Source organism: Sphingopyxis terrae subsp. terrae NBRC 15098 (genome assembly GCF_001598815.1).
GTDB classification, from domain to species: Bacteria; Pseudomonadota; Alphaproteobacteria; order Sphingomonadales; family Sphingomonadaceae; genus Sphingopyxis; species Sphingopyxis terrae.
On the sequence record NZ_BCZQ01000019.1, the window covers coordinates 25,586 to 46,712 of the forward strand.

At 65.5% G+C, this 21,127-nt stretch carries 22 protein-coding genes and 1 tRNA gene; 6 read left to right on the top strand and 17 right to left on the bottom strand.

Features of this window, described 5'->3' with window-relative positions:
- Positions 1 to 324 precede the first annotated feature (324 nt).
- Positions 325 to 1,929 carry a carboxylesterase/lipase family protein gene (locus tag STE01S_RS12500; protein ID WP_062768092.1) on the bottom strand — a complete coding sequence of 535 codons (1,605 nt, stop codon included), beginning with the start codon at positions 1,927 to 1,929 and terminating at the stop codon, positions 325 to 327.
- A 168-nt stretch (positions 1,930 to 2,097) separates the two neighbouring features.
- Between STE01S_RS12500 and STE01S_RS12505 the strand changes: the two genes are divergently transcribed.
- Positions 2,098 to 3,393 (top strand): PA domain-containing protein, encoded by a 1,296-nt coding sequence (locus tag STE01S_RS12505; protein ID WP_062768292.1) that lies wholly within the window; start codon positions 2,098 to 2,100, stop codon positions 3,391 to 3,393.
- 9 nt (positions 3,394 to 3,402) lie between these two features.
- Here STE01S_RS12505 and STE01S_RS12510 read toward each other — a convergent pair whose 3' ends face one another.
- The 9 genes from STE01S_RS12510 to STE01S_RS12550 form a co-directional block, all read right to left on the bottom strand.
- Positions 3,403 to 4,728, bottom strand: coding sequence for a glycoside hydrolase family 1 protein (locus tag STE01S_RS12510; RefSeq protein ID WP_062768095.1), 1,326 nt, complete (start codon positions 4,726 to 4,728; stop codon positions 3,403 to 3,405).
- Positions 4,725 to 6,389: an MFS transporter gene (locus tag STE01S_RS12515; protein ID WP_062768098.1), complete on the bottom strand. Its 1,665-nt coding sequence runs from the start codon at positions 6,387 to 6,389 to the stop codon at positions 4,725 to 4,727. The genes STE01S_RS12510 and STE01S_RS12515 overlap by 4 nt, the downstream gene beginning before the upstream one ends.
- Before the next feature lie 70 nt (positions 6,390 to 6,459).
- Positions 6,460 to 7,359, bottom strand: a complete 900-nt coding sequence (locus STE01S_RS12520; RefSeq protein ID WP_040589026.1) for an SDR family NAD(P)-dependent oxidoreductase — start codon at positions 7,357 to 7,359, stop codon at positions 6,460 to 6,462.
- Positions 7,360 to 7,452: 93 nt separating this feature from the next.
- A complete protein-coding gene (locus STE01S_RS12525; RefSeq protein ID WP_003038903.1) occupies positions 7,453 to 8,145 on the bottom strand; it encodes a TetR/AcrR family transcriptional regulator in 693 nt (230 codons plus the stop codon).
- 48 nt (positions 8,146 to 8,193) lie between these two features.
- Positions 8,194 to 9,753, bottom strand: a complete 1,560-nt coding sequence (locus STE01S_RS12530; RefSeq protein ID WP_062768101.1) for an AMP-binding protein — start codon at positions 9,751 to 9,753, stop codon at positions 8,194 to 8,196.
- Positions 9,750 to 11,396 (bottom strand): carboxylesterase/lipase family protein, encoded by a 1,647-nt coding sequence (locus tag STE01S_RS12535; RefSeq protein ID WP_062768103.1) that lies wholly within the window; start codon positions 11,394 to 11,396, stop codon positions 9,750 to 9,752. The genes STE01S_RS12530 and STE01S_RS12535 overlap by 4 nt, the downstream gene beginning before the upstream one ends.
- 23 nt (positions 11,397 to 11,419) lie before the next feature.
- On the bottom strand, positions 11,420 to 13,720 hold the full coding sequence (locus STE01S_RS12540; RefSeq protein ID WP_062768106.1) for a TonB-dependent receptor: 2,301 nt from the start codon (positions 13,718 to 13,720) through the stop codon (positions 11,420 to 11,422).
- An 85-nt stretch (positions 13,721 to 13,805) separates the two neighbouring features.
- A complete protein-coding gene (locus STE01S_RS12545; RefSeq protein WP_062768109.1) occupies positions 13,806 to 14,018 on the bottom strand; it encodes a hypothetical protein in 213 nt (70 codons plus the stop codon).
- Positions 14,019 to 14,045: 27 nt separating this feature from the next.
- A tRNA-Arg gene (locus tag STE01S_RS12550) sits at positions 14,046 to 14,122 on the bottom strand.
- A 72-nt stretch (positions 14,123 to 14,194) separates the two neighbouring features.
- Between STE01S_RS12550 and STE01S_RS12555 the strand changes: the two genes are divergently transcribed.
- Together STE01S_RS12555 and STE01S_RS12560 are read left to right on the top strand one after the other, a co-directional pair.
- Positions 14,195 to 14,941, top strand: a complete 747-nt coding sequence (locus tag STE01S_RS12555) for a queuosine precursor transporter (RefSeq protein WP_003049541.1) — start codon at positions 14,195 to 14,197, stop codon at positions 14,939 to 14,941.
- A gap of 5 nt (positions 14,942 to 14,946) precedes the next feature.
- The gene (locus tag STE01S_RS12560) at positions 14,947 to 15,336 is read left to right on the top strand and encodes a hypothetical protein (RefSeq protein ID WP_062768112.1); all 390 of its coding nucleotides are present in this window, start codon (positions 14,947 to 14,949) and stop codon (positions 15,334 to 15,336) included.
- Here the strand turns inward: STE01S_RS12560 and purQ are convergent.
- Together purQ and purS are read right to left on the bottom strand one after the other, a co-directional pair.
- A complete protein-coding gene (gene purQ / locus STE01S_RS12565) occupies positions 15,298 to 15,963 on the bottom strand; it encodes a phosphoribosylformylglycinamidine synthase subunit PurQ (protein ID WP_062768115.1) in 666 nt (221 codons plus the stop codon). The genes STE01S_RS12560 and purQ overlap by 39 nt on opposite strands.
- A 22-nt stretch (positions 15,964 to 15,985) precedes the next feature.
- The gene (purS, locus tag STE01S_RS12570) at positions 15,986 to 16,216 is read right to left on the bottom strand and encodes a phosphoribosylformylglycinamidine synthase subunit PurS (RefSeq protein WP_058812514.1); all 231 of its coding nucleotides are present in this window, start codon (positions 16,214 to 16,216) and stop codon (positions 15,986 to 15,988) included.
- A gap of 198 nt (positions 16,217 to 16,414) precedes the next feature.
- Here purS and STE01S_RS12575 point away from each other — a divergent pair, with 198 nt between their 5' ends.
- From STE01S_RS12575 to STE01S_RS12585, 3 genes are all read left to right on the top strand, one after another.
- On the top strand, positions 16,415 to 16,588 hold the full coding sequence (locus STE01S_RS12575) for a (2Fe-2S)-binding protein (protein ID WP_003049527.1): 174 nt from the start codon (positions 16,415 to 16,417) through the stop codon (positions 16,586 to 16,588).
- 99 nt (positions 16,589 to 16,687) lie between these two features.
- Positions 16,688 to 17,170 carry a bacterioferritin gene (gene bfr, locus STE01S_RS12580; RefSeq protein ID WP_003049525.1) on the top strand — a complete coding sequence of 161 codons (483 nt, stop codon included), beginning with the start codon at positions 16,688 to 16,690 and terminating at the stop codon, positions 17,168 to 17,170.
- 203 nt (positions 17,171 to 17,373) lie between these two features.
- Positions 17,374 to 17,805 (top strand): addiction module antidote protein, encoded by a 432-nt coding sequence (locus tag STE01S_RS12585; protein WP_255265948.1) that lies wholly within the window; start codon positions 17,374 to 17,376, stop codon positions 17,803 to 17,805.
- A gap of 63 nt (positions 17,806 to 17,868) precedes the next feature.
- Here the strand turns inward: STE01S_RS12585 and STE01S_RS12590 are convergent, their stop codons facing one another.
- Genes STE01S_RS12590 through STE01S_RS12610 form a run of 5 tightly spaced genes read right to left on the bottom strand, consistent with a single transcriptional unit; the run spans position 17,869 to position 21,125 of the window.
- Positions 17,869 to 18,462, bottom strand: coding sequence for a VOC family protein (locus STE01S_RS12590; RefSeq protein WP_058812516.1), 594 nt, complete (start codon positions 18,460 to 18,462; stop codon positions 17,869 to 17,871).
- Positions 18,463 to 18,481: 19 nt separating this feature from the next.
- Entirely contained in the window at positions 18,482 to 19,099 is a 618-nt protein-coding gene (locus tag STE01S_RS12595; RefSeq protein WP_062768120.1) for a glutathione S-transferase family protein, read from the bottom strand.
- A gap of 59 nt (positions 19,100 to 19,158) precedes the next feature.
- Positions 19,159 to 20,073, bottom strand: coding sequence for an SMP-30/gluconolactonase/LRE family protein (locus STE01S_RS12600; protein ID WP_062768123.1), 915 nt, complete (start codon positions 20,071 to 20,073; stop codon positions 19,159 to 19,161).
- Entirely contained in the window at positions 20,070 to 20,717 is a 648-nt protein-coding gene (locus STE01S_RS12605) for a carboxymuconolactone decarboxylase family protein (RefSeq protein ID WP_062768126.1), read from the bottom strand. The genes STE01S_RS12600 and STE01S_RS12605 overlap by 4 nt, the downstream gene beginning before the upstream one ends.
- A 12-nt stretch (positions 20,718 to 20,729) precedes the next feature.
- A complete protein-coding gene (locus STE01S_RS12610; protein ID WP_058812519.1) occupies positions 20,730 to 21,125 on the bottom strand; it encodes a nuclear transport factor 2 family protein in 396 nt (131 codons plus the stop codon).
- Positions 21,126 to 21,127: the final 2 nt, after the last annotated feature.

Here is a 21,127-nt window from a genome sequence, read left to right on the forward strand (position 1 = left end):
GGTTTCCGTGATTTGTTTCACATGTTATATATTTCTGGATGACCGACAAGCGGATTTTGCAATTTGTTTCACAGAACGCAACATTGGATCACAGTGCGCGACACATAATCGCTGGTTTCACCGATACCGCGGGATGGTTCGTAGGGAGCCTATACGGGGCCGAGCGGTCCGGGCATATCCGTTCGATCAAGGGAATCGCGAAAAGGCGCCGGCACGCGCGCGTCTCGCCGCCTTCGATGGCGCAGCGAACAGGATCGGGAAGGGCGTCGATCAAGCGACGCGGAATAGCGGCTTACCGGCGGCCCTGCTGCATGCGCTATGGCGCTAGGGTATGAACCATTGCAGCCCGTCGGCACGCTGGCGCTGCATGCGGTCTTCGTGAAATTCGAAGCTGCCGGGAAAGGGATTGCGTTCGGGTCGCGGACGATCGGCGAAGCGCATGGCATATTCCTGGCCGCCGTAGGGACGCCAGCGGGCTGCCGACGGCGCGACCGGCTTTCCGGTCGCGGCAAAGCTGGTCCAGTAATCGATCATCTGCTCCGCGAGCCGCTCCTCGGCCGGTCCCTCCGCGTCCGGCCAGTTGCGCGACCCCGCGACCGGACGCCCGGCAATGCCGAAGACGAACGGCAGTTCGCTCGCATGAAAGGCGCAAAGATCGCGCGCGCGGGCCGCCGGGTAGCAATGATCGAAGACGTAAAGATAAGCCGGCGCTCCGGCCGCGGTCTGCGCGCGGACGAGACGTTCGGTCGCCCAGCCGTAGATGGTGTCGCGCGTCGCGGCGAGCATGCTCTCCGTCCCGCCCGACGCCGGATAGAGTTTGAGATAGGCGGCGGCGAGATCGCCGTAACGCTTCGCGGCCGCCGCCGCATAGTCCGCCGGGTCGCCCGGCATGGCCGGCACGAGCCGCCGCTGCGATCGCACCTCGCCGCTGTTGAAGCCGGCGAGCAACGGCACCTTCATCTGCGCGCCGCGGTCGAGGATGTTGACGAGCTGGTCGGGGACGACCACGCCATCGACGACCGGCTGCGCCGGGAAACGGGCGCGCACCGCCGCCGCCAGCAAAGCATCGGGATCGACGGCGCGCAGCGCGGCGATGTCGGCAGCGCCCAGCGCTTCGCCCAAAGCCTGCCCGCTCGCTTCGGCGGATGGCAGACCGAACGCCGCTTCGCGCAGGCGCGGCATCGCGCGCATATTGGTGCTCTGCACGATCGCCTTCGCGAACAAGCCGCGGGCTGGTGGGCTGGCGAGAAGATAGGAGACGCTGAGCGCCCCGGCCGATTCCCCCATCGCGGTCACATTGGCGGGATCGCCGCCGAAGGCCGCAATATTGCGCTGCACCCAGCGGAGCGCCGCCATCTGGTCGAGCAGGCCGTAGTTGCCCGAGACATTTTGCGGCGATTCGGCGCTCAGCCCCGGGTGTGCAAACCAGCCGAAGACGCCGAGGCGATAGTTGATCGACACGAAGACGATCCCGCGCCGGGCGAATTCGCGTCCATCGTACATCGGGCTCGCGCTGCCGCCGAATTGCAGCGATCCGCCGTGAATCCACACGATCACCGGCGCCTTCTTCGCCTCCGCCGGCGCCCAGATGTTGAGCGTCAGGCAATCCTCGCTCTGGGGGCGGGGCGCTTCGAAATAGACGCTGTCGGCGGGATAGGCGGGCTGGACGCAGTCGGGTCCGAACTCGGCCGCCTGTCGCAAGCCCGACCAGGATGGCGGCGCTTCGGGCGGCTGCCACCGCCGCTCGCCGACGGGCGGCGCAGCATAGGGCAAGCCGCGGAATATGCGCACATCGTCCTGCCATGTGCCGGCGACGCGTCCTTCGCCGACGGTCGCCGTCGGCGCCTCGCGGGGGGCGGGTGCGGCCCCCGACAGACCAAGGACGGCGCACAGGCCGGTGACGATCTTTCCAAGCGGCGACAGGCCCATCAGCGCATTTCCTCTTCCCGGCGGCGATGCTTGCCATCGTCCGGCGAAGAACTTACGCTCACTTGTGAGTGAATATCAAGCGGCCGATCGTCATTGACGGGCGCCGGCCTCGCATCACATGGCAACGCGGCCAAGCAATGGCGGCGGAACAGCCGCAAGGGAGAGCCGATGACCGATCCGACAAGGCGCCATTTCATCGCCGCCGCAACCGCCCTTCCCGTCGCCGCCGGCGCCGCGCACGCGGCTGCGGCGACGAGCGACACGATCGCGAGCGACCTCGCCGCCTATATCGGTTTCGGCAACAAGCGCGCAGGCGGCGCCGGCGACAATGCGTGCGGCCACTGGCTCGCCGATCAGCTCGCGCGTGCGGGCTATACGGTCGAAAAGCCGGCCATCTCTGTTCCCCATTTCGGCGCCGGACCGTGCGACATCGTCGTCGGCGACATCCGCGCCGCGCTGATGCCGCAGCCGATCGTGACGCCGACCGCCGCCGGGGGCGTGACGGGGCCGCTGGTGCGCGTCGATGCGCAGGGCCGCGCCGACGCGCCGCTGGCAGGCGCGATCGCGCTCGTCGACCTGCCCTATGGCCGCTGGTCGTCGGCGCTCGCCAAACCGGTCCGCGCGCCCGTCGAGACCGCCTTCGCGGCGGGCGCCAAGGCGGCGGTGATCGTCACCAACGGACCGACGGGCAAGATCATCGCGCTCAATGCCGATGGCCGCGCGCCGATGTTCGTGGGTCCGGTTGGTCTGCTCGCGCCTGCCGACGCCGCACCTTTTTGGGAGGCAGCGATGCGCCATGACGCGGCGACGGTGCGCCTGACCGGCGAGGGTAGGCGGCGGAGCGCCTTCAACGTCATCGGGCGACTCGACCGCGGCAAGGCGAAATGGGTGGTGGTATCGACTCCGCGTTCGGGCTGGACCGACTGTGCGGGCGAGCGCGGCGGCGGCATTGCCGCATGGCTGGACCTGGTCCGCGCTATCCCGGCGCTGCTCCCCGACCACAACCTCGCTTTCCTGTGCAACAGCGGCCATGAATATGAAAATCTGGGCGCCGAGGAGGCGCTGAAGGCGGTGGCCCCCAAGCCCGACGCGACGCATTTCTGGCTCCACCTTGGCGCCAACCTCGCGGCGCGTGACTGGCACGAAGGCCTGTTCGGCCTCGCCCCGCTGGCTGGCACCGATTCGCAGCGCTATCTGGTCGTCAGCCCCCCGCTGCTTGCGACGGCGCGGCGCCTGTTCGCGGGCTTTGCCGGACTTGAAAGCCCTTACCCCAGCGACAAATTGTCGGCCGGCGAACTCACCGCGATCATCGCCGCAGGCTACACATCGGTCGCAGGCATTTTCGGCGTCCATCGTTTCCATCATGTCGAAGGAGACGATGCGCGCTGCGTCGATGCGGGTGCGGTCGCGGCGACGGCCGCCGCCTTCCGGAAGCTGCTCCTTGCCGCGGCCGCGCCGAGATAGTGTAGGTTTCTAGATCCGGTTCGCGCGCGCGATCGCGCCGAAGTGATGCGCGCTGGGTCGCGGGGCGCGGACGAAAGTGTCGCGATCAACCGCGGCCAGCCCGAAGGGTACCGCATAGCCCGACGTCCATTCGAAATTGTCGAGCAGCGACCAGTAGATATAGCTGTGGACGGCAATGCCTTCGTCGAGACAGGCGCGGACCCCGTCGAGCGCCGCGTCGATGAAGGCGATGCGGCGCGCATCGTCGGCGACGGCGACCCCGCTTTCGGTGACATAGATGGGCTTGCCGATCGTCCGGTGCGCCCAGCGGATCGTATTCGCCAAGGCCTGCGGATAAAATTCATAACCCGACAGCGTCTTTTCGGCGTCCTTCGGGGGCGGCACCATGCCCTTTTCGTCGAAGACGAGCCGCGTGTAGCATTGCACCCCGAAGAAGTCGGCGTGGTCGCGGGCGACATCGATCCAGTTGCCGTAGAGCCGCCGCTCATAATCTGCGACGAGCGACGGTGCGCCGGCCGACTGGATATCCTGCGTCGTGAGCGTGATGCCGACCGGAAGTTCGGGCCGCGCCGCCTTGATCGCCGCATAGGCCTGACGATGCGCCTCCTGCATCAGCGGGGTCGTAACCGCAGGATCGGCGAAGGCGAGGCGCGAGAATTTGGGCGATCCGGTTGCGGCGACCGCGGCCGCCTGCGCCGCCCGTTGCAGCTCCGCACCGGCTTCCGACTGGGGGAACAGCGACACGAGCAGGCCGATATTGGCTTCGTTGAAGGTGGTGACGAGATGCATCAGCCCGCCGAGCCGCTCCGCGACCCTGGCGCAATAGCGCGCGAAGAGCTGCGGCGCGTCGGCAACCTCGAACCCGCCACGCTTCGCGAACCACAGCGGCACGGTGAAGTGGCTCAGCGTCACGACGGGAGCCAGCCCCCGCGCGCGGCAGGCAGTCAGCACCCGGGCATAATGGGCGAGTTCGGCGTTCGAGAAATGCCCCTCGCTCGGCTCGATCCGCGCCCATTCGATGCCAAGCCGGTAGCAGTTCAACCCGAGTTGCTGCGCGAGCGCGAAATCCTGATCGTAGCGGTGATAGCTGTCGCACGCGTCGCCCGACCGCTCCTTGAACAGCGTCGGTTCGATATTCTCGGCAAGCCAGGCGTCGCTGTTGGTATTATTCCCTTCGCTCTGGTGCGCCGAGATGGCCGCGCCCCAGAGAAAGCCCTTCGGCGCGGGCTTGCGCCGCGCCGGCGCCGGGGCGTTGCCGAGCAGCACCGGCGCAGCGGCGGCGCCGACCGCCCCCTGGATCAGCGCGCGGCGCGCAATGGCATCGCCGCCGCTCATGCCTCGATGTCGCGCTTGTAGGTTTCGGGCAGGAACAGGATGCCGACGACCGCGGTCACCGCCGCAATGATGACCGCATACCACAGCCCCTGATAGATATTGCCGGTCGCCGCGACCATCGCGAAGCCGATCGTCGGCATGAAGCCGCCGATCCAGCCGTTTCCGATGTGATAGGGCAGCGACAGCGAACTGTAACGGATGCGCGCCGGGAACAGCTCGACGAGCAGCGCGGCGAGCGGGCCATAGACCATCGTCGCGAGCAGCCCGAAGACGCAGAGGATCAGAATCACCTTGACCTTGTTGACCTGCGCCGGATCGGCTTTGTCGGGATAGCCCGCCGCATCGAGCGCCGTTTTCGCCTCGCGCCCGAAGGCGGCGACCACCGCCGCCCGAGCATCCTTGTCGAGCCCCACCGGGTCGGCGACGGCGATCACGCGGTCGCCGACGCGCACCGACGCGGCGCTTCCCGCCGGCGCATCGCGATTGGCATAGTTGATGCCGTTCTTTGCCAGATAGGATTTGGCGATGTCGCAACTCGAATGGTCAAAGCTGTTCTTGCCGATCGGGTCGAACTGGAACGAGCATTCGCCGGCATCGGCAATGACCGTGACCGGCGCGCGTTCGACCGCCGCGGCCATCGCGGGATTCGCGGCGACGACGAGCGCCTTGTAGAGCGGAAAATAGACGAACACCGCGATCACGCAGGCGGTCATCATGATCGGTTTGCGGCCGATACGGTCACTGAGCCAGCCGAAGAAGACGAAGCTTGGAATGATGATGAGGAGCGCCGTCGCGACGAGGAAATTGGCGGTCGCGCCGTCCACCCGCGCGATACGTTCGAGGTAGAAGAGCGGATAGAGGTGCGCGGCAAAGCCGATCACCGCTTGCCCCGCAACCGCCCCGAACAGCGCAATGAGCACGATCTTCAAATTGCGCCATTCGCCAAAGGCCTCCTTCAGCGGCGCCTTCGACGTCGCGCCGGCCGCCTTCATCCGTTGGAACACCGGGCTTTCCTCAAGCTGCAGGCGTATCCACAGCGCGACCGACAGCAGCACGATCGAAAAGATGAAGGGAAGCCGCCAGCCCCAGGCGTTGAAGGTATCGGCATCCATGAACAATCGCAGCGACACGACAAAGGTCGACGCCAGGATCAGCCCGATCATCGCCGTCGTCTGGATGAAGCTGGTGTAGAGGCCGCGTTTTCCGGGCGGGGCATGTTCGGCGATATAGACGGCGGCGCCGCCATATTCGCCGCCGATCGCCAGTCCCTGCAACAGACGCAGCAGCATCAGGATGATCGGTGCCGCTACCCCGATCGTGTCATAGCCGGGCAGAAAGCCGACCGCGAAGGTCGACAGTCCCATGATCGCCATGGTGACGAGGAAGGTATTCTTGCGGCCGACGATGTCGCCGACGCGGCCGAAGACGAGCGCGCCGAACGGCCGCACCGCAAACCCCGCGGCAAACGCCATCAGCGCAAGGATGAAGCCCGTCGTTTCGTTCACCCCCGAAAAGAAGTGATGCGAAAGCGCCGTGGCGAGCAGGCCATAGAGATAGAAGTCATACCATTCGAACACTGTCCCCAGCGACGAAGCGGCGATCACCAGCTTCTCATTCTGCCCCTTGCCCGCTTCGGGCGCGGCCTGGCTGTCGGTCGTCATATCCTTCTCCCTTCGTCCCGGCAGCGACGGCGGGCTCTTGACCGGCCCGTCCGCCACGCCCCGGGGATTGTCAGCGTTGCACCGCCATCGTCGGCGCCGTGAAACCCGCATTCGCCAGTTCGCGCTCGGCCTGCGTGAAGCCATAGGCCGGCACGACCTCGCCGCGGCGATCGGTGATGCGGTCCCATTCCGAAACCACGCGCGCGGCCGCATCCTCGCCGCGGCCCACGAACAGCCCGTCGGTCAGCGTGACATGCGCGCTCGCGAAATGCCCGGCCCCCGCACAGAGGATGGCGCGCGTCGGCGCGGTATCGCCGACCAGCGCGAGCAGCCCGGGGCTCACCGCCTCGGGCGCCAGCCGCGCCAGCGCTTCGGGCGCGAGCACGCCGTCGGTCATCGCCGTCGCCGCGGTCGGCGCCAGACAATTGACCCGGATATTGTGCCGCTCGCCTTCGAGCGCGAGCGTCTGCATCAGGCCGACGAGTGCCATCTTTGCAGCGCTGTAATTGGCTTGGCCAAAATTGCCGTAGAGCCCCGACGAAGAGGTCGTCATCACGATGCGTCCGAAGCGCCGCGCGCGCATCTGGTCCCACACCGCCTTCGAACAGATGGCGGCGCCCATCAGGTGGACGTCGACGACCAGACGGAAATCGTCGATGTCCATCTTCGCAAAGCTCTTGTCGCGCAGGATGCCGGCATTGTTGATCAATATGTCGATGCCGCCCCATGCGGCGGTCGCATCATCGACCATCGCCGCGACCTCAGCGGTGTCGGTGACCGAAGCGGGCGCCGCGATCGCCTGCCCGCCCGATGCGACGATCTCGGCCGTCACGGCTTCGGCGGCGGCGGCGTCGCGATCGTTGACGACGACGCGCGCGCCGTGCCGCGCCAGCATCAGCGCGTGGGCGCGGCCCAGCCCGCCGCCCGCTCCGGTCACGATCGCCACCCGGTCCTGCAAGTCCCTCTTCATCGCCGCCCTCTCGCTTTCAAATCATAACTCACTAGTGAGTGAATTTATTTATGCGTACCGCGAATCCCCATCGAACTGCGGCGTATCGGCCTGTCAGCCCCTATCCTGCTTTCGCTGCTCGCAAATTTCGCGGAAACCTGCCGCCATGAAGCGCGCCATCCGGTGCTTTACCGCTTCATAATCGTCCGACAGGCACAGGCCGTGCGACAATTTATCGATACGCCCGGTCCGCGCGAGCGTGAGCATCAGCGCGCCGGTGACGAAGTGATAGCCCCAGAAAATATCTTCCTCGGCCGCGTCGGGCAGCGCCTTTTTCAATATGTCGATCAGCCGCAAGACCACGGGATCGAAATATTTGTCCATGAATTCCGCGCCTTCGGGGCTGTTCGACGCCTGTGCGCCAAAGGCCCCGTAATTCTTCCACCCCTCGCCGCCCTGGATATAGAGGTCGAGGTCGGTGTCGAGAAAGGCGTGCAGCGCACCCTCGACTGTCGGCTTGCCCGCGGCTGCGCGCTCATAATCGTCGAGTGCCTGCATCCGCCGGTCGATCGTAACGACGGCGCGGCGCGCGAAAACGGCATCGAACAGCGTCTGCTTGTCGTCGAAATAATAGTTCAGCAGCGTGTGGTGGACGCCGACCTGCTTTGCGACATCCTTCAGCGTGACGCCGTGAAAGCCATGCTTCGAAAACAGAAGTTCGGCGACGTCGAGAATCTGCTCCATCATTTCGGCGCGCTGCTCCGCCTTCGATGGCCGCTTTGCCGCAGTCTTTGCCTTCGACGCCAAATTCACTTCCTTCCGGGGCTTCGTTCAATCGGGTGCGACCGCGTGGGCCTACACCTGTCCATATTCCGCCCGCAATTGCATTTTGTCGATCTTGCCCGTCGGCGCGAGCGGCATCGCGGCCAGACGCACGACGGCATCGGGAACCCACCAGGATGCGACGCGGCCATCGAGCGAACCCAGAAGATCGGCGTCGCTGATCGCATCGTCGCAGGTTTCGACGAGCAGGATCGGCCGCTCGCCCCATTTCGGATCGCTGCGCCCGATCACCGCGGCGAGCGACACTTGCGGCAGCCCCGCGACGATCGCCTCGATCTCGGCGGGATTAATCCACTCGCCGCCCGATTTGATCAGATCCTTGGCGCGCCCGGTGATGGTCAGATTGCCCCCGGCGTCGATCCGCGCGAGGTCGCCGGTGTCGAACCAGCCATCGGCATCGGTCGCCGGCTCGCTCTGCCCGAAATAGCGTTCGACGACCGAGCCGCCGCGCACGCGCAAATGCCCCTCGGCACCGCGCTGCTCGGCGAGCGCCCGCCCGTCGCCGTCGGTGAGCAGCAGGTCGATGCCCATCGCGGGGCGCCCCGACAGATCCGGCCGCCGCGCCGGGTCGCCCGGCAGCGCCGCCGTCCCGAGCGGCGACAACTCCGTCATGCCCCAGCTCGTCTGCACCTCGACCCCCAGTCGCCGTTCGATCCGGTCCATCAGCGCCGGCGGCATCGACGACCCGCCGACCAGGATACGCTCGAGCGTCGGCACCTCGCCGCCCTCGGCCTCCAGATGCTCGACCAGCCCCAGCCACACCGTCGGCACGCCGACCGCCGCGGTAACGCATTCGGCCCGGATCAGCCGGGCAAGATGCGCGCCGTCGCTGTGCCGTCCGGGCAGCACCAGCTTGGCGCCGACAGCAGGCGCGGTGAAGGGAATTCCCCACGCATTGGCATGGAACATCGGCACGACGGGCATCACCGCATCGCGCGCGGTAATACCGAGGACGTCGGCCTGAAGCTGGCGCATCGTGTGAAGATAGCAACCACGATGCGTGTAGGTGACGCCCTTGGGCGCGCCCGTGCTGCCCGATGTAAAGCACAGCCCCGACGGGGTATTCTCGTCGAAATCGCCCCACGGCACATCGGCGGCCGCGCCGACGATATGCGGTTCGAGCGCATCCTCCCCTTCGGCTTCGTCGAGCAGCAGGATGCGCGGCGGCGCGCCGAGGCCGCGCGTCGCGTCGCGTGCCAGACCCAGAAGGTCGGCGCTCGCCAGCAGCACCGACGCTTCCGACTGGCGCAGCATCGACCCGAGCTGCGCCGGGGTCAGGCGCGGGTTGAGCGTGTGACAGATCGCGCCCATCCCCATGATGCCGTACCACGCCTCGACATGGCCCTGCGTATTCCAGGCCAGCGTCGCGACCCGCGCGCCCTTTGCGATCCCGAGCGCCGCCAGCGCCGCTGAAACGCGCAGCGCCCGGTCGCGAAGCGCCGCATAGGCGATGCGCCGCACGCCGCCGTCCAGTCCCGCCGACACCACTTCGGCGCCGGGATGCCATTTCGCGGCATGGGAGAGGAATTTGTCGAGCGTCAGGGCATAGGACTGCATCGAACCGTCGATCATTGGCACCCCTCGGCCTTCGGAGGCAGCGACGGCGCGATGATGCCGACGTTCCAGTTCCACGCTATATCGCCTGCCGCGCGGCGGCGGCAGACCACCGCCTCGTGCAGCGCCGCGGTGCCGGGGAAGAGATTGTGGCCAGCGCGCGGTGTGTCCGCGAAATGCAGAAAGCCGCGATCGTCGGCATAGTCGGGCCAGTCCGGCCAACCCTTGGCCTGCGGCTTGCCCGTCGCGGCAAAGCTCGCCCAATAATCGCCCATTGCTTCGCTGAGCTTGCGCTCGGCCAGCGTGTCGGGAATTTTCGGCCACAACGGCGGTGTCCGCGACGCGGTGCCGAATACATAGGGCAGTTCGGACGCGTGAAAGGCGTGGAGATTCCACTCCTGGGTCGCGGGATAGCCATGATCGAAGAGATAGAAATAGGCGCCCTTGCCCGCCGCCGCCTGGTCTGAAACCAGCCGCTCGGCGGTCCAGCCGTACATCGCATCGCGCGTCGCCGCGAGCATGCTTTCGTCGATGTTCTTGGCCGGATAGCGCGCGAGGAACATGTCGGCGAACTCGCCATAGCCAGCGCGAACCGCGGCCTCATAAGCAGCCGCATCGGCCGGCGGCTTCGGCAAGAGAAAGCGCAGCGACCGGATTTCGCCGCTGTTGAAACCCGCCAATATCGGCACCGGCGCCTGTTCGCCGCGATCGAAGCTGTCGACGAGCTGGCGCGGCACGGTCTTGCCGTCGATCGCCGGAAAGGGGAAATAGCCCGTCGTCGGCACCTTGTCGGCGATCGTCTCGGCGGGCAGCGCCCGCAGCGCCGCAAGGTCGGTCGCCCCAAGCTTGGCGGCCAGATCACTCCCCTGCTCTTCGGCCGGAACCATGCCGTTGACCCGGTCGCGCAGTGCGGGTGCCGACACCATATAGGCGCTCTGTGCCACCGCCTTGGCGAACAGGCCGCGCGCAGCGGGTGCCGTCATCAGATACATCACGCTGAGCGCACCGGCCGATTCGCCCGCGACGGTGACATTTGCCGCATTGCCCCCGAAGGCGCCGATGTTGCGTTTCACCCATTGCAGCGCGGCGATCTGGTCGAGCAGGCCGTAATTGCCCGACACATGATCGGAGGCCTCGGCGCTGAGCGCCGGGTGCGCGAAATAGCCGAACATGCCGAGCCGATAGTTGATCGTCACCACGACAATCCCGCGCCGCGCCAGCGCGCTGCCGTCATAAAGCGGTTCGGCGCCCGATCCCGACATCAGCGATCCGCCGTGTATCCACACGAACACCGGGGCATTTTTCGCATTTTCGGGCGCCCAGACGTTGAGCGACAGGCAATCCTCGCTCATCGCGGGCAAGCTTCCCGCATAGATATTCCCGGCGCGCGGCTTGGGCTGCATGCACGCGGCACCAAACTGACTCGCGTCGCGCACCCCGTCCCAGTCCGCCGCCGCCGCCGGGGGACGCCAGCGGCGCTCCCCGACGGGGGCCTGGGCATAGGGAATGCCCCGGAATATGCGGACGTCGCGTTCCGCAACGCCGCGCACGCTACCCGCGGGGGCCGCGACCACCGGATCGGCATCCGCCGCCGCCGCCGCCGCGATCGGGGCCGGGAGAAGAAGCGAGAGCGCGAGCGCGCAGATCCGCAAGCGGGGCATGATGTCTCTCCTTCTCGGGCCGATCAGAAGCGATAGTCCGCGCGAACGCCGACGGTGCGCGGGCGCATCCGGGCGTAGCGACCGTCGAGGAAGGCTTCGGGGTGGACGTAGGTGATCGAACTGTCGTTGAAGAGATTTTCGACATAGGCGGTCAGCCCGAGCGCGCCGAGCTTGACCCCCGCGTAAAGGTTCACGTTGGTCCAGGCCTCGGTATAATCGAAGGTCGGGCTGACCACATTGGGCTTGCCCGGCACGTTGGGGAACTGGTTGGGGAATGACCCCGCATGCGACACGTTCACCGCGCCGAAGCCGCTGTTGCTGCCGGCCATCCGGAAATCATAGCGCAGCGTTGCCGAACCCTGAAAATGGGGCGAGGCCAGCCGGGTGCCGACCTCGGCGCCCGAAATCGCCGCCTCGACCGCCGTCAGCTTGGTCACCTTCGCCTCGTTGAACGATCCGTTGACCGCGAGGCTGAGGCCTTGGATGGGCCGCGCCATGATCTCGAACTCCAGGCCATAGCTTTCGGCGCCGCCGATATTGGTCGCGAACTGGATCGAATCCGACACGCGGTTCGCCTGAACCTGAATATTCTTCCAGTCGATATAATATGCGGCGATATTGGCGGTCAGGTCGCCGCCGAGCCACCGGCCCTTCAGCCCGGCCTCATAGTTGGTCACGCTGTCCGAACGGGCGCCGCTGGGGATGACGATATCATTGGGATCGATCGTGCTCACCAGCCCGGCGCGCGCATTGACCACCGGGGTACGAAAGCCGGTCGATACCGTGACATAGGTCGTCAGATCCTCGCTCGGCTTCCACGACGCGCTCGCCTTCCACGACAGGCGGTCGTCCGAAACCTTCAGCCCCTCGGCATAGGGGATCGAGGTGATCGCGAGCGGCGGCACATAAAAGCCGCACGCCGCCGGGAAGGACAGGCAATAGGCGATGGTCAGGTAATTGCTGTTGTAGCCGCCGCCGCGGGTGAAGCTTTGCACCTGCGTATTACCGTAGCGCAGCCCGCCGGTGATCCAGAATTTGTCGCTGAACTTGTAGGTCAGCTCTCCGAAGCCCGCGACCTCGCTCTGGTCGGTATAGCTGTTGAAGCGCTGATAATATTCGTCGGGCAGCCCGACGATATTCTTCGCCGCCAGATATTCGGGGCTCGACCGATAGGCGAAATCGACGCTCCGGCGCTTGTCATAATAGAAGAAGCCCGCAACCCACTGGAACGGCCCGTCGCCACGCGAGACGAGCCGCGTTTCCTGAACGAACAGATCGTCATAGCCATAGGCGTCGAGCGCGAAGGGAAAAGCCTGCGCATAGGTGCCGGCCAGGTCGACATAGAAGGACGCATCATAGGTCGACAGCGTCGTCGAACTGATCAGCTCGGCGAAATCGAACTCGTAATTGACCGTGAGATTATAGTTGGTGAGCTTGCCCTGAAACAGGTCGGGCCGGTCCGAATTGCGCACGAACTTGCCAAGCGTCGGATTGATCAGGCCCGAATCGGCGGGCTTGCTGTTCTCATAGGAAATGAGCAGCTTTACCTTCATCCGGTCGCTGGGCCGCATCAGCAGGATCGCGCGGCCGCCATAGGCTTCAAGGCTGTTCGAATCCTTGATCCCGGTGCCGATATTGTCGACCCAGCCGTCTTCGTTGCGATAATAGCCGGTGATGCGAAGACCCATTTCGTCCTGCATGATCGGCACGTTGACCATCGCATTATAGCGCTGGCGCAGCGAACTCGATCCCGTCAGCCCCAGATCGACGCTCGCCGATGCGGCAAACGCATTGAGGTCGGGGCTCTTGGTGATGATCCGCATCGCACCCGCGAGCGAGTTCGATCCGAACAGCGTCCCCTGCGGCCCGCGCAGAAACTCGACGCGCTCGACATCGTAGAGATTGGGATCGAGGATGGTCGAATTGCCGTTCGCCGAGATCGGCAGTTCGTCGACATAGATGGCAACCGCACTCTGCAGCCCCGCCGAATAGCCGTTGGTGTTGATGCCGCGAGCAGTGAAATTGTTGAAATTCTGCGTCGGCCGGTTGACGACGATGCCGGGCGTGTTCTGCGCAATGCCTTCATAGCCGACGATACCCAGATCATCGAGCTCGCGCTGGCCGAACGCCGTGACGCTGAGCGGCACGTCTTGCAGCCGTTCGCTACGGCGCGTCGCGGTGACGATGATATCTTCGCTGGGCCGCGCGCCGTCCCGTGCCGCCTCGTCGGCGGGCGGCGGCGCGTCGGACGACTGGGCCTGGGCAGCAACGGGTAGCGCAAACAGGGCGACCGCCGAAGCGGACACGAGCAACGGTGCCTTCATGAAACCTCTCCCTCCTGGACGGCCTTATCGAAGCCGTCTCTGCCGCGGATTTATGACCGCGGCCCCCTGCGATGTCAACACTCACTCACATGTGCGTGAATAAATGAAATGCCGCAAGGGTGAAGCGGGCGAGCGCCGTTGCGATGCCTGGATATCTCGAACGGGGTGGGAAGCTGCCGCCCTCCATTTTCGTCATCCCGGCGAAGGCCGGGATGACGATGGAAGAAAGGTCGGCCGATGGCCGCAATCGGCCGTTTCCAGTCGGAACGAAAATGTCGTAGCCGACCGCGAGCGGCAATGTCGCACCATAAAGAGCAACGGAAAATGGTGCGCCCGGCAGGATTCGAACCTGCGACCACCCGCTTAGAAGGCGGGTGCTCTATCCAGCTGAGCTACGGGCGCGTGCACCAAGGCTGTGGATCGCGCGAATAGCGTGGTTTGCGGGGGCTGCAAAGCGGGTTAAGCAATGCGGCGATGACCGAGTCTCCGCCGCCCGCCCATCCCGTGCACGTCCGCGCCGCCAGCGTGCACCAGTTCCGCTATTATGATCTGATGATGGCGGCGTTCGTCGCGATCCTGTTGCTCAGCAACATCATCGGGGCATCGAAGCCGAGTTATGTCACCCTGCCGTGGGGCACCGAATGGGCGTTCGGCGCGGGCGTGCTCTTCTTTCCGATCAGCTATATCATCGGCGACGTGCTGACCGAGGTTTATGGCTATGCGCGCGCGCGGCGGGTGATCTGGACCGGGTTCGCCGCGCTCGTCTTCATGGCGTTCATGGCGTGGGTCGTCGTCGCGCTGCCGCCGGCGCGCGACTGGCCGGGGCAAGCGGCCTATGAGTTCGTGTTCGGCAACAGCTGGCGCATCGTCATCGCTTCGATGACCGCCTTCTGGGTCGGCGAATTCGCCAACAGCTATGTCCTCGCGCGCATGAAGCTGTGGACCGAGGGCCGGCATCTGTGGATGCGCACCATCGGTTCGACGATCGTCGGCCAGGGGCTGGACAGCCTGATCTTCTACCCGCTCGCCTTTTACGGGCTCGCCGGCTGGCCGCCCGAGCAGCTTTATCAGGTCGTGCTGTCGCAATGGTTCATCAAGACCGCCTGGGAGGCGGCGCTGACCCCCGTCACCTATCTGGTGGTCGGCACGCTCAAGCGCCGCGAGGGCGTCGACGTCTTTGACGAGGGGACCGATTTCACCCCCTTCCGCGCCAAGGTCTGATCCGCGTGACGCTGACCCTGCTCGCCGCGCTGTTCGAGGAGCGCAAGCTGTCGATCGTCTCCTCGGTCGGGCTCGGCAAGGATGCGCTGCATATCTATTTCGGGCTGGCGCTGTTTCTGGCGGTGCGGCTGGTCTGGCGGCGGCGCGGTGGCGGACTGATCGCCTGGGGCGCGGTACTTGTCATGGCGTGCGGCGGCGAATGGCTCGACCTTCAGGCCGAGATCGGCCGCTCGGCGATCCAGCCCGACGCGGCGCACTGGCACGATATCTGGAACACGATGTTCTGGCCGACGATGCTGCTGATCGTCGGCCGCTGGCTGGAGCCGCGCGCCGACGCGCCAGCGCAAGCGGTCATATCAGGCGAGAACGCCGAGCGCGGCTTCGAACAGGCGTAGCCCGTCGGTGCCGCCGTGCGCGCGGTCGATCGCGCGTTCGGGGTGCGGCATCATGCCGAGCACATTGCCCGCATCGTTGAGCACGCCGGCGATGGCGCGCGCCGAACCGTTGACGCTGTCGGCATAGCGAAAAGCCACGCGCCCCTCGCCCTCGATCCGGTCGAGCGTATCGGCGTCGGCGAAATAATTGCCGTCATGATGGGCGACCGGAATATGGATCGTCTCGTCCGCGCGATAGGCGGCGGTGAACAGCGACTGGCTGTTCGCGACCGTCAGCGGGACCGTGCGGCAGACGAAATTGAGGCCCGCGTTGCGCATCAGCGCGCCGGGCAGCAACTGTGCCTCGGTCAGCACCTGAAAGCCGTTGCACACGCCCAGCACCGGCACGCCGCGCGCCGCGGCGTCGGCGACGGCGCGCAGGATCGGCGACCGCGCCGCCATCGCGCCCGAACGCAGATAATCGCCATAGGAAAAGCCGCCAGGCAGCGCGATGAAATCGGTGCCGTCCGGAAGCGCCGTCTCGCGGTGCCAAACCATCGCGGGCTTGACGCCGGTCACGGTTTCGAGCGCGACGGCCATGTCGCGATCGCAGTTGGAGCCGGGAAAGACGATGACGGCGGTCTTCATGAGCAAGGCTCCTTCGCGGCGGTCAGGCGCGTTCGATGCGGTAGTTTTCGATCACCGTGTTGGCGAGCAGCTTTGCGCACATCGCGTCGAGATCGGCATCGCTGGTGCCGTCGGCGACGTCGAGTTCGATGAAGCGTCCGGCGCGCACATCGGCCACGCCGCCGAAGCCCAGCCCTTCGAGCGCATGATGGATCGCCTTGCCCTGCGGGTCGAGCACCCCGGGCTTGAGCGTCACATAGACATTCACTTTCATGGGCGCGTACCTTCATGTTTCGGCCGGGCGGGTTTCGGGCCGGGGAGGATGGGCGCGCCTATGCCCGCGAATCGCCGCGCGGGCAAGGGGCCAGCGCGGCAAATCGGCCGCACCAGCGAAATGCGAACCGCTCGCAACTTTCCTGTTGCGAATCCCTCGCACTATCCCTAGATCAGCCCTGTTGAGAAGGATTCGCACATGGTCGTCTGTGTCTGCAACGCAATAAGGGAACGCGATTTGCGCGACGTCGCAAAGGACGGGCAGTTGCGCTGCGCCAAGGCCGCCTATGCGCAATTGGGTCGCAAACCCAAATGCGGCCAATGCCTGCCTTTCGCTCGCAATATCATCAGCGACATTACGGCGACCGCCTGAATTTTTCCAAGATTTCCGCCACTTTTCGGCTTGGCCTGAACGGGTCCGGGCGCCTATAATCCTGTCTTCTTACCCCACCCGACAAGGACAGGACGGACAATGAAGGGCGACCCCAAGGTCATCGATTTTCTCAACGAAGCGCTCAAGAACGAGCTGACGGCGATCAACCAATATTGGCTGCACTATCGCATGCTCGACAATTGGGGCGTTGCGCGCCTTGCGCATTTCGAGCGCGAGGAATCGATCGACGAGATGAAGCACGCCGACAAGCTGGCCGACCGCATCCTGTTTCTGGGCGGCCTGCCCAATTTCCAGCTGCTCGGACGGCTGCGCGTCGGCGAAACGGTCGAGGAGATCCTCAAGGCCGACCTCGCGCTCGAGGAAGAAGCGATCCCGCTGCTCAAGGACGCGATCGCGCATAGCGAAAGCGTGCGCGACTATGTCAGCCGCGATCTGTTCGCCGACATTCTGGAAAGCGAAGAGCATCATGTCGACGAGCTGGAGAAGCAGTTCGAGATGATCGAGCGCATGGGAATGGAAAATTACGTCCAGCTCCAGTCGAAGCCCGCCGGCGACGACTGACGCCGGACCGGCAAAAATCCACGGATTTTTGGGGGCGCCTGCGGGCGCCTCACTTTTCGCTTGTTTTTGCGACTGATTATCAATAGCACTGTTTACGCAGTCCCCTCCTGCCGGCTGCTGCGGCCCTGCGGCAGCCGGCATCTTTTTCGGAGGAACCGGGCTGCATGCCGATGCGCCGCGGATTTGGGCCATCGATGGGAGGAATGATGGAAGCCAGCACGCTCGTCCGCCGCCTGACCGAACAGCCGTTCGTACGCGACCTGCCGGTCGATGCGGCGCAGGCGGTCCTCGCGCTGCGCTATTGCGTGCTGTGCCATCGCAGCGAGCGCGACCCGATGCCCGAACTCGAACGGCGCTGGGGCAACATCCTCGCGGCGCGCCGCTACCGTCTCGTCGTGGCGGCGATCGGTCATTGCTGGCCCGACCCCTTCGCGGTCGCCCCGCCCTGCTGCCCGCGAGCCAGCTTCGACGAAGCGTTGCTCGCGGCGCTGGTCGGTGTCGCCGGTCGCGACGACCGCGCGGCGTTCGACTGGCTCAGCGCCGAAATGCTGGGCGGCGACGCGCGCGAAATGCTGTTCGTGGCGCTCGGCAATTTCCTCCGCGCCAAGGCGCCGCGCCGCGCGCCGAATGATTAGCGCTCGGGCGCAAAATGGGCCCGGCGCAGCGGCCGGGCCCGAGGAGTGTTTCGCTATTTCGGCTTATTCGGCGGGAACCGGCTTGCGTGCGGTGATCATGCCTTCGACCTTCGTTCCGTCCGCACGGACCGGGTCGTGCGCGACGTCGCTGTCGTCGAACACCTTCGTCCAGGCCGCAAATTCGAGGCACACGCCGTCGGGGTCGAAGAAATAGACCGAACGGACGAACACATCGTCGTTCATCTCGTCCGACGATTGCGTCGGCGAATTGTCGTGGTTCAGGATCTTGGTGACCTTGACGCCCTTTTCGACGAGGCGGTCGTAATATTCATCGAAGCGCTCGGCGGGCACGTTGATCGCGATATGGTTCATCGATCCGTGCGCCGACATGAAATTGCCCTGCGTCGGCAGCGCTTCGGGCGCCGAAATTCCCGGCACCGCTTCGGGCGCACCGTCGAACCAGAAGAAGGCCAGGCTGTCGCCGTTGCCGATATCGAAGAAGAAATGCTGGCCGCGATTGCCCGGCAGGTCGATCGTCTTGGTCAGCGGCATGCCCAGGATGTCGCGGTAGAATTCGACCGTCCTGGCCATGTCCTTGCACACAAGCGCGAGGTGGTTGACCCCGCAAAATTCGAATTCCTTGTTTGCTTCTGCCATCATCCGTCTCCTTTGCGTCTCAGTTCGAATTGGCGCCGGGCCGGGCCTTCATGCCCTGGTACCAGCGCAGGATATTCTTGTTTTCGGGGTCGAGCGGCTGACCGACACTTGCGCCGAAATCGAGGAAAGCGAAGAGCATGATGTCGGCGAGCGTCAGCCGGTCGCCGGCGAGGAACGCGCGATCGGCGATCAGCGGATCGAGCCATTTGAGCCCGTCCTGCGCCACCGCCTTCAGCCCCGCCGCGGCTTCGGGCAGACAGCGCATGCGCGGTTCGAACAGCGGCAGCCCCTCCGCAAAGCGAAAGCCGTTGGTCAGCGGTTCGCAAATCTTTAGGTCGACGCGCCGCGTCCACATCCGCGTCACCGCGCGCTCTTCGGCCGTCGTGCCGATCAGCGCCGGATCGGGGAAGCGTTCCTCCAGATATTCGCAGATCGCGGTAATCTCGGTCAGCACCGTGCCGTCGTCGAGCTCGAGTGCGGGGGTCTGCCCCGCCGGGTTCACGCTGCTGTTATAGGGCGGCCGCCGGTTTTCACCGCCGCGCAGATCGACCTCGACCTCGGGCAGGCTGATCCCCTTTTCCGCCATGAACAGTTTCACGACACGGGGATTGGGGCCGACGCTATTGTAGAATTTCATGGCCATCCTCTCATGATCCTTCTAGCAGCTTCCCGCATAACCGTCAACTTAATTGACGATTATGCGGGAGCCAGTCCGGGGCGCGGCCAGCGGACGCGGTAGAGCGCCCCGGTGGTCGAGACGGTGATATAGGCGTCGCGCCGATCGGCCCCGCCAAACGCGATGTTGGTCACGCCGATATCGGGAAGCGGCAGAAACTCCGACCCGCCGCCATCGGGATCGAAGATGGTGATGCCGCCTTCGACCATTGTGCCGACGCAGATGCGGCCGCTTTCCTCGACCGCAAGGCTGTCGAGCAGGCGGAAGGCGGGCGGCGTGCCGACGAACCGCCCCGGCGCCCACGGCGGCGGCGGCGCGAGTTGGCCCGGTGCCACCACGTCCATCGCCCAGACGCGCGCGGTCATGGTCTCGCTGACATAGAGCGTCTTGCCGTCGGGGGAGAGGCCGATGCCGTTGGGACCGATCATCTCGGCGCGCTGGCGCGTGATCGAGGAGCCGTCGATGCTGGCATGATAGATGGCGCCATGATCGCGCCCACTGCTGCGCACCTGACCATGGTCGGTGAACCAGAAACCGCCCTCGCGGTCGAAGACGATGTCGTTCGGCCCCTTCAGCCGCTCGCCCTCGAAACTGTCGTAGAGCGTCGTCACCGCCCCGCTGGCAAGGTCGACCCGCTGGATCGAGCCGCAGGCGGCGTCGTGCGCGGCATGACCGGGAAAGAGCAGCGGCCCCGCCCGGGTCCACTGGAACCCGCCATTGTTGCAGACATAGGCAGCACCATCGGGGCCGATCGCCACGCCATTGGGCCCGCCGCCAAGCTCGGCCACGACCGACAGGCTTCCGTCCGGGGCGACGCGGGTCAGCGTGCCGCGCGCAATCTCTACAAGCAGCACCGACCCGTCGGGCATCGGCACCGGCCCTTCGGGAAAGCGCAGGCCGGTGGCGACGACCTCGGGCGCGCCGAAGTCGCTCATTCGGGTTTCGACCGCGGCGCGCTCAGGAAGTCGGCGGCATCGAAGCCTTCGGGGGCCGCGACCTCGACGATCGGATCTTCGCGCGCGTCGAACTCCATGCGCAGCGCGCGGGTGATGACCGCGTGCATGTCATAGAGGCAGGTGATGTAGGTGAATTCGAATATCTGCTCGTCGTTCCAGAAGGTCTTGAGCTTGTCGAACACCGCCGTCGGGACGCGGCCGTTCGCCTGGCTGAGGCAATCGGCATAGGCAAGGACGGCGCGTTCCTGATCGTTATAGCAGTCGGCGACCTGCCAATGGGCGATCGATGCGATCTTGTCCTCGCTGACCCCCAGACCGCGCAGCGACTTGCAATGCTGCGAAAAGACAAACTGGCTGCCCTTCACCCAGCCCGCGCGCGTCTGCCCAAGCTCGCGCAGCACCGGGTCGATCGAGCGCGCCGGATTGCGATAGACCGCGAAACCGTCGACCGCATGTTTGAAGATGTCGGGCGACAGCGCATAGACGGTCCACCAATCGCCCGGCGTGCCGGTCGCAGTGCCGGGTTCGGCCACCGGGTCGCGGTCGCCGAACAGGCGCTGATAATAAGCGAGAACGATCTCGTCGGTCACTTCGGACCGGGGTACCTGGCGCAAGACGGGCATGAAACGGACTCCTCAGGCGTTGGCAAATTTGCGGAATTCGGCGACGTGCGCGCTGTCGAAATATTCGTCGAGGCGCGTGATCCGGCCGTTTTCCACCTCGCAGATGATGGCGCACGGCAGGCGCACCGGGCCGTCGTCGTGAACGCGGCGCCCCTTCAGCACATGCTGCTGGACGAATCCCCCCGGAAAGGTAGTCAGGCGGCGGTCGGCATATTCGCGGTCCTTGATGCGCGCGACCATCCCGGTCAGCGTCTGCGCCGTCTGCGCCGGGGTCACGATCAGTTCGTCGGTATTGTGCCATATCTCGGCATCGGGCGTGAAACTGTTCTGCATCGTTTCGATATCGCCCTGCTCGATCGCGTCGAAGAAGCGCGTCGCCATGGCGCGAATGTCGTCCTGTTCGTTCATCA

Bases quoted from the DNA above. Each gene is read 5' to 3' on its own strand.
- STE01S_RS12500 (WP_062768092.1), bottom strand. From the start codon at position 1,929: ATGGGCCTGTCGCCGCTTGGAAAGATCGTCACCGGCCTGTGCGCCGTC.
- STE01S_RS12505 (WP_062768292.1), top strand. From the start codon at position 2,098: ATGACCGATCCGACAAGGCGCCATTTCATCGCCGCCGCAACCGCCCTT.
- STE01S_RS12510 (WP_062768095.1), bottom strand. From the start codon at position 4,728: ATGAGCGGCGGCGATGCCATTGCGCGCCGCGCGCTGATCCAGGGGGCG.
- STE01S_RS12515 (WP_062768098.1), bottom strand. From the start codon at position 6,389: ATGACGACCGACAGCCAGGCCGCGCCCGAAGCGGGCAAGGGGCAGAAT.
- STE01S_RS12520 (WP_040589026.1), bottom strand. From the start codon at position 7,359: ATGAAGAGGGACTTGCAGGACCGGGTGGCGATCGTGACCGGAGCGGGC.
- STE01S_RS12530 (WP_062768101.1), bottom strand. From the start codon at position 9,753: ATGATCGACGGTTCGATGCAGTCCTATGCCCTGACGCTCGACAAATTC.
- STE01S_RS12535 (WP_062768103.1), bottom strand. From the start codon at position 11,396: ATGCCCCGCTTGCGGATCTGCGCGCTCGCGCTCTCGCTTCTTCTCCCG.
- STE01S_RS12540 (WP_062768106.1), bottom strand. From the start codon at position 13,720: ATGAAGGCACCGTTGCTCGTGTCCGCTTCGGCGGTCGCCCTGTTTGCG.
- STE01S_RS12555 (WP_003049541.1), top strand. From the start codon at position 14,195: ATGACCGAGTCTCCGCCGCCCGCCCATCCCGTGCACGTCCGCGCCGCC.
- purQ (WP_062768115.1), bottom strand. From the start codon at position 15,963: ATGAAGACCGCCGTCATCGTCTTTCCCGGCTCCAACTGCGATCGCGAC.
- purS (WP_058812514.1), bottom strand. From the start codon at position 16,216: ATGAAAGTGAATGTCTATGTGACGCTCAAGCCCGGGGTGCTCGACCCG.
- STE01S_RS12575 (WP_003049527.1), top strand. From the start codon at position 16,415: ATGGTCGTCTGTGTCTGCAACGCAATAAGGGAACGCGATTTGCGCGAC.
- bfr (WP_003049525.1), top strand. From the start codon at position 16,688: ATGAAGGGCGACCCCAAGGTCATCGATTTTCTCAACGAAGCGCTCAAG.
- STE01S_RS12585 (WP_255265948.1), top strand. From the start codon at position 17,374: ATGATGGAAGCCAGCACGCTCGTCCGCCGCCTGACCGAACAGCCGTTC.
- STE01S_RS12590 (WP_058812516.1), bottom strand. From the start codon at position 18,462: ATGGCAGAAGCAAACAAGGAATTCGAATTTTGCGGGGTCAACCACCTC.
- STE01S_RS12595 (WP_062768120.1), bottom strand. From the start codon at position 19,099: ATGAAATTCTACAATAGCGTCGGCCCCAATCCCCGTGTCGTGAAACTG.
- STE01S_RS12600 (WP_062768123.1), bottom strand. From the start codon at position 20,073: ATGAGCGACTTCGGCGCGCCCGAGGTCGTCGCCACCGGCCTGCGCTTT.
- STE01S_RS12605 (WP_062768126.1), bottom strand. From the start codon at position 20,717: ATGCCCGTCTTGCGCCAGGTACCCCGGTCCGAAGTGACCGACGAGATC.
- STE01S_RS12610 (WP_058812519.1), bottom strand. From the start codon at position 21,125: ATGAACGAACAGGACGACATTCGCGCCATGGCGACGCGCTTCTTCGAC.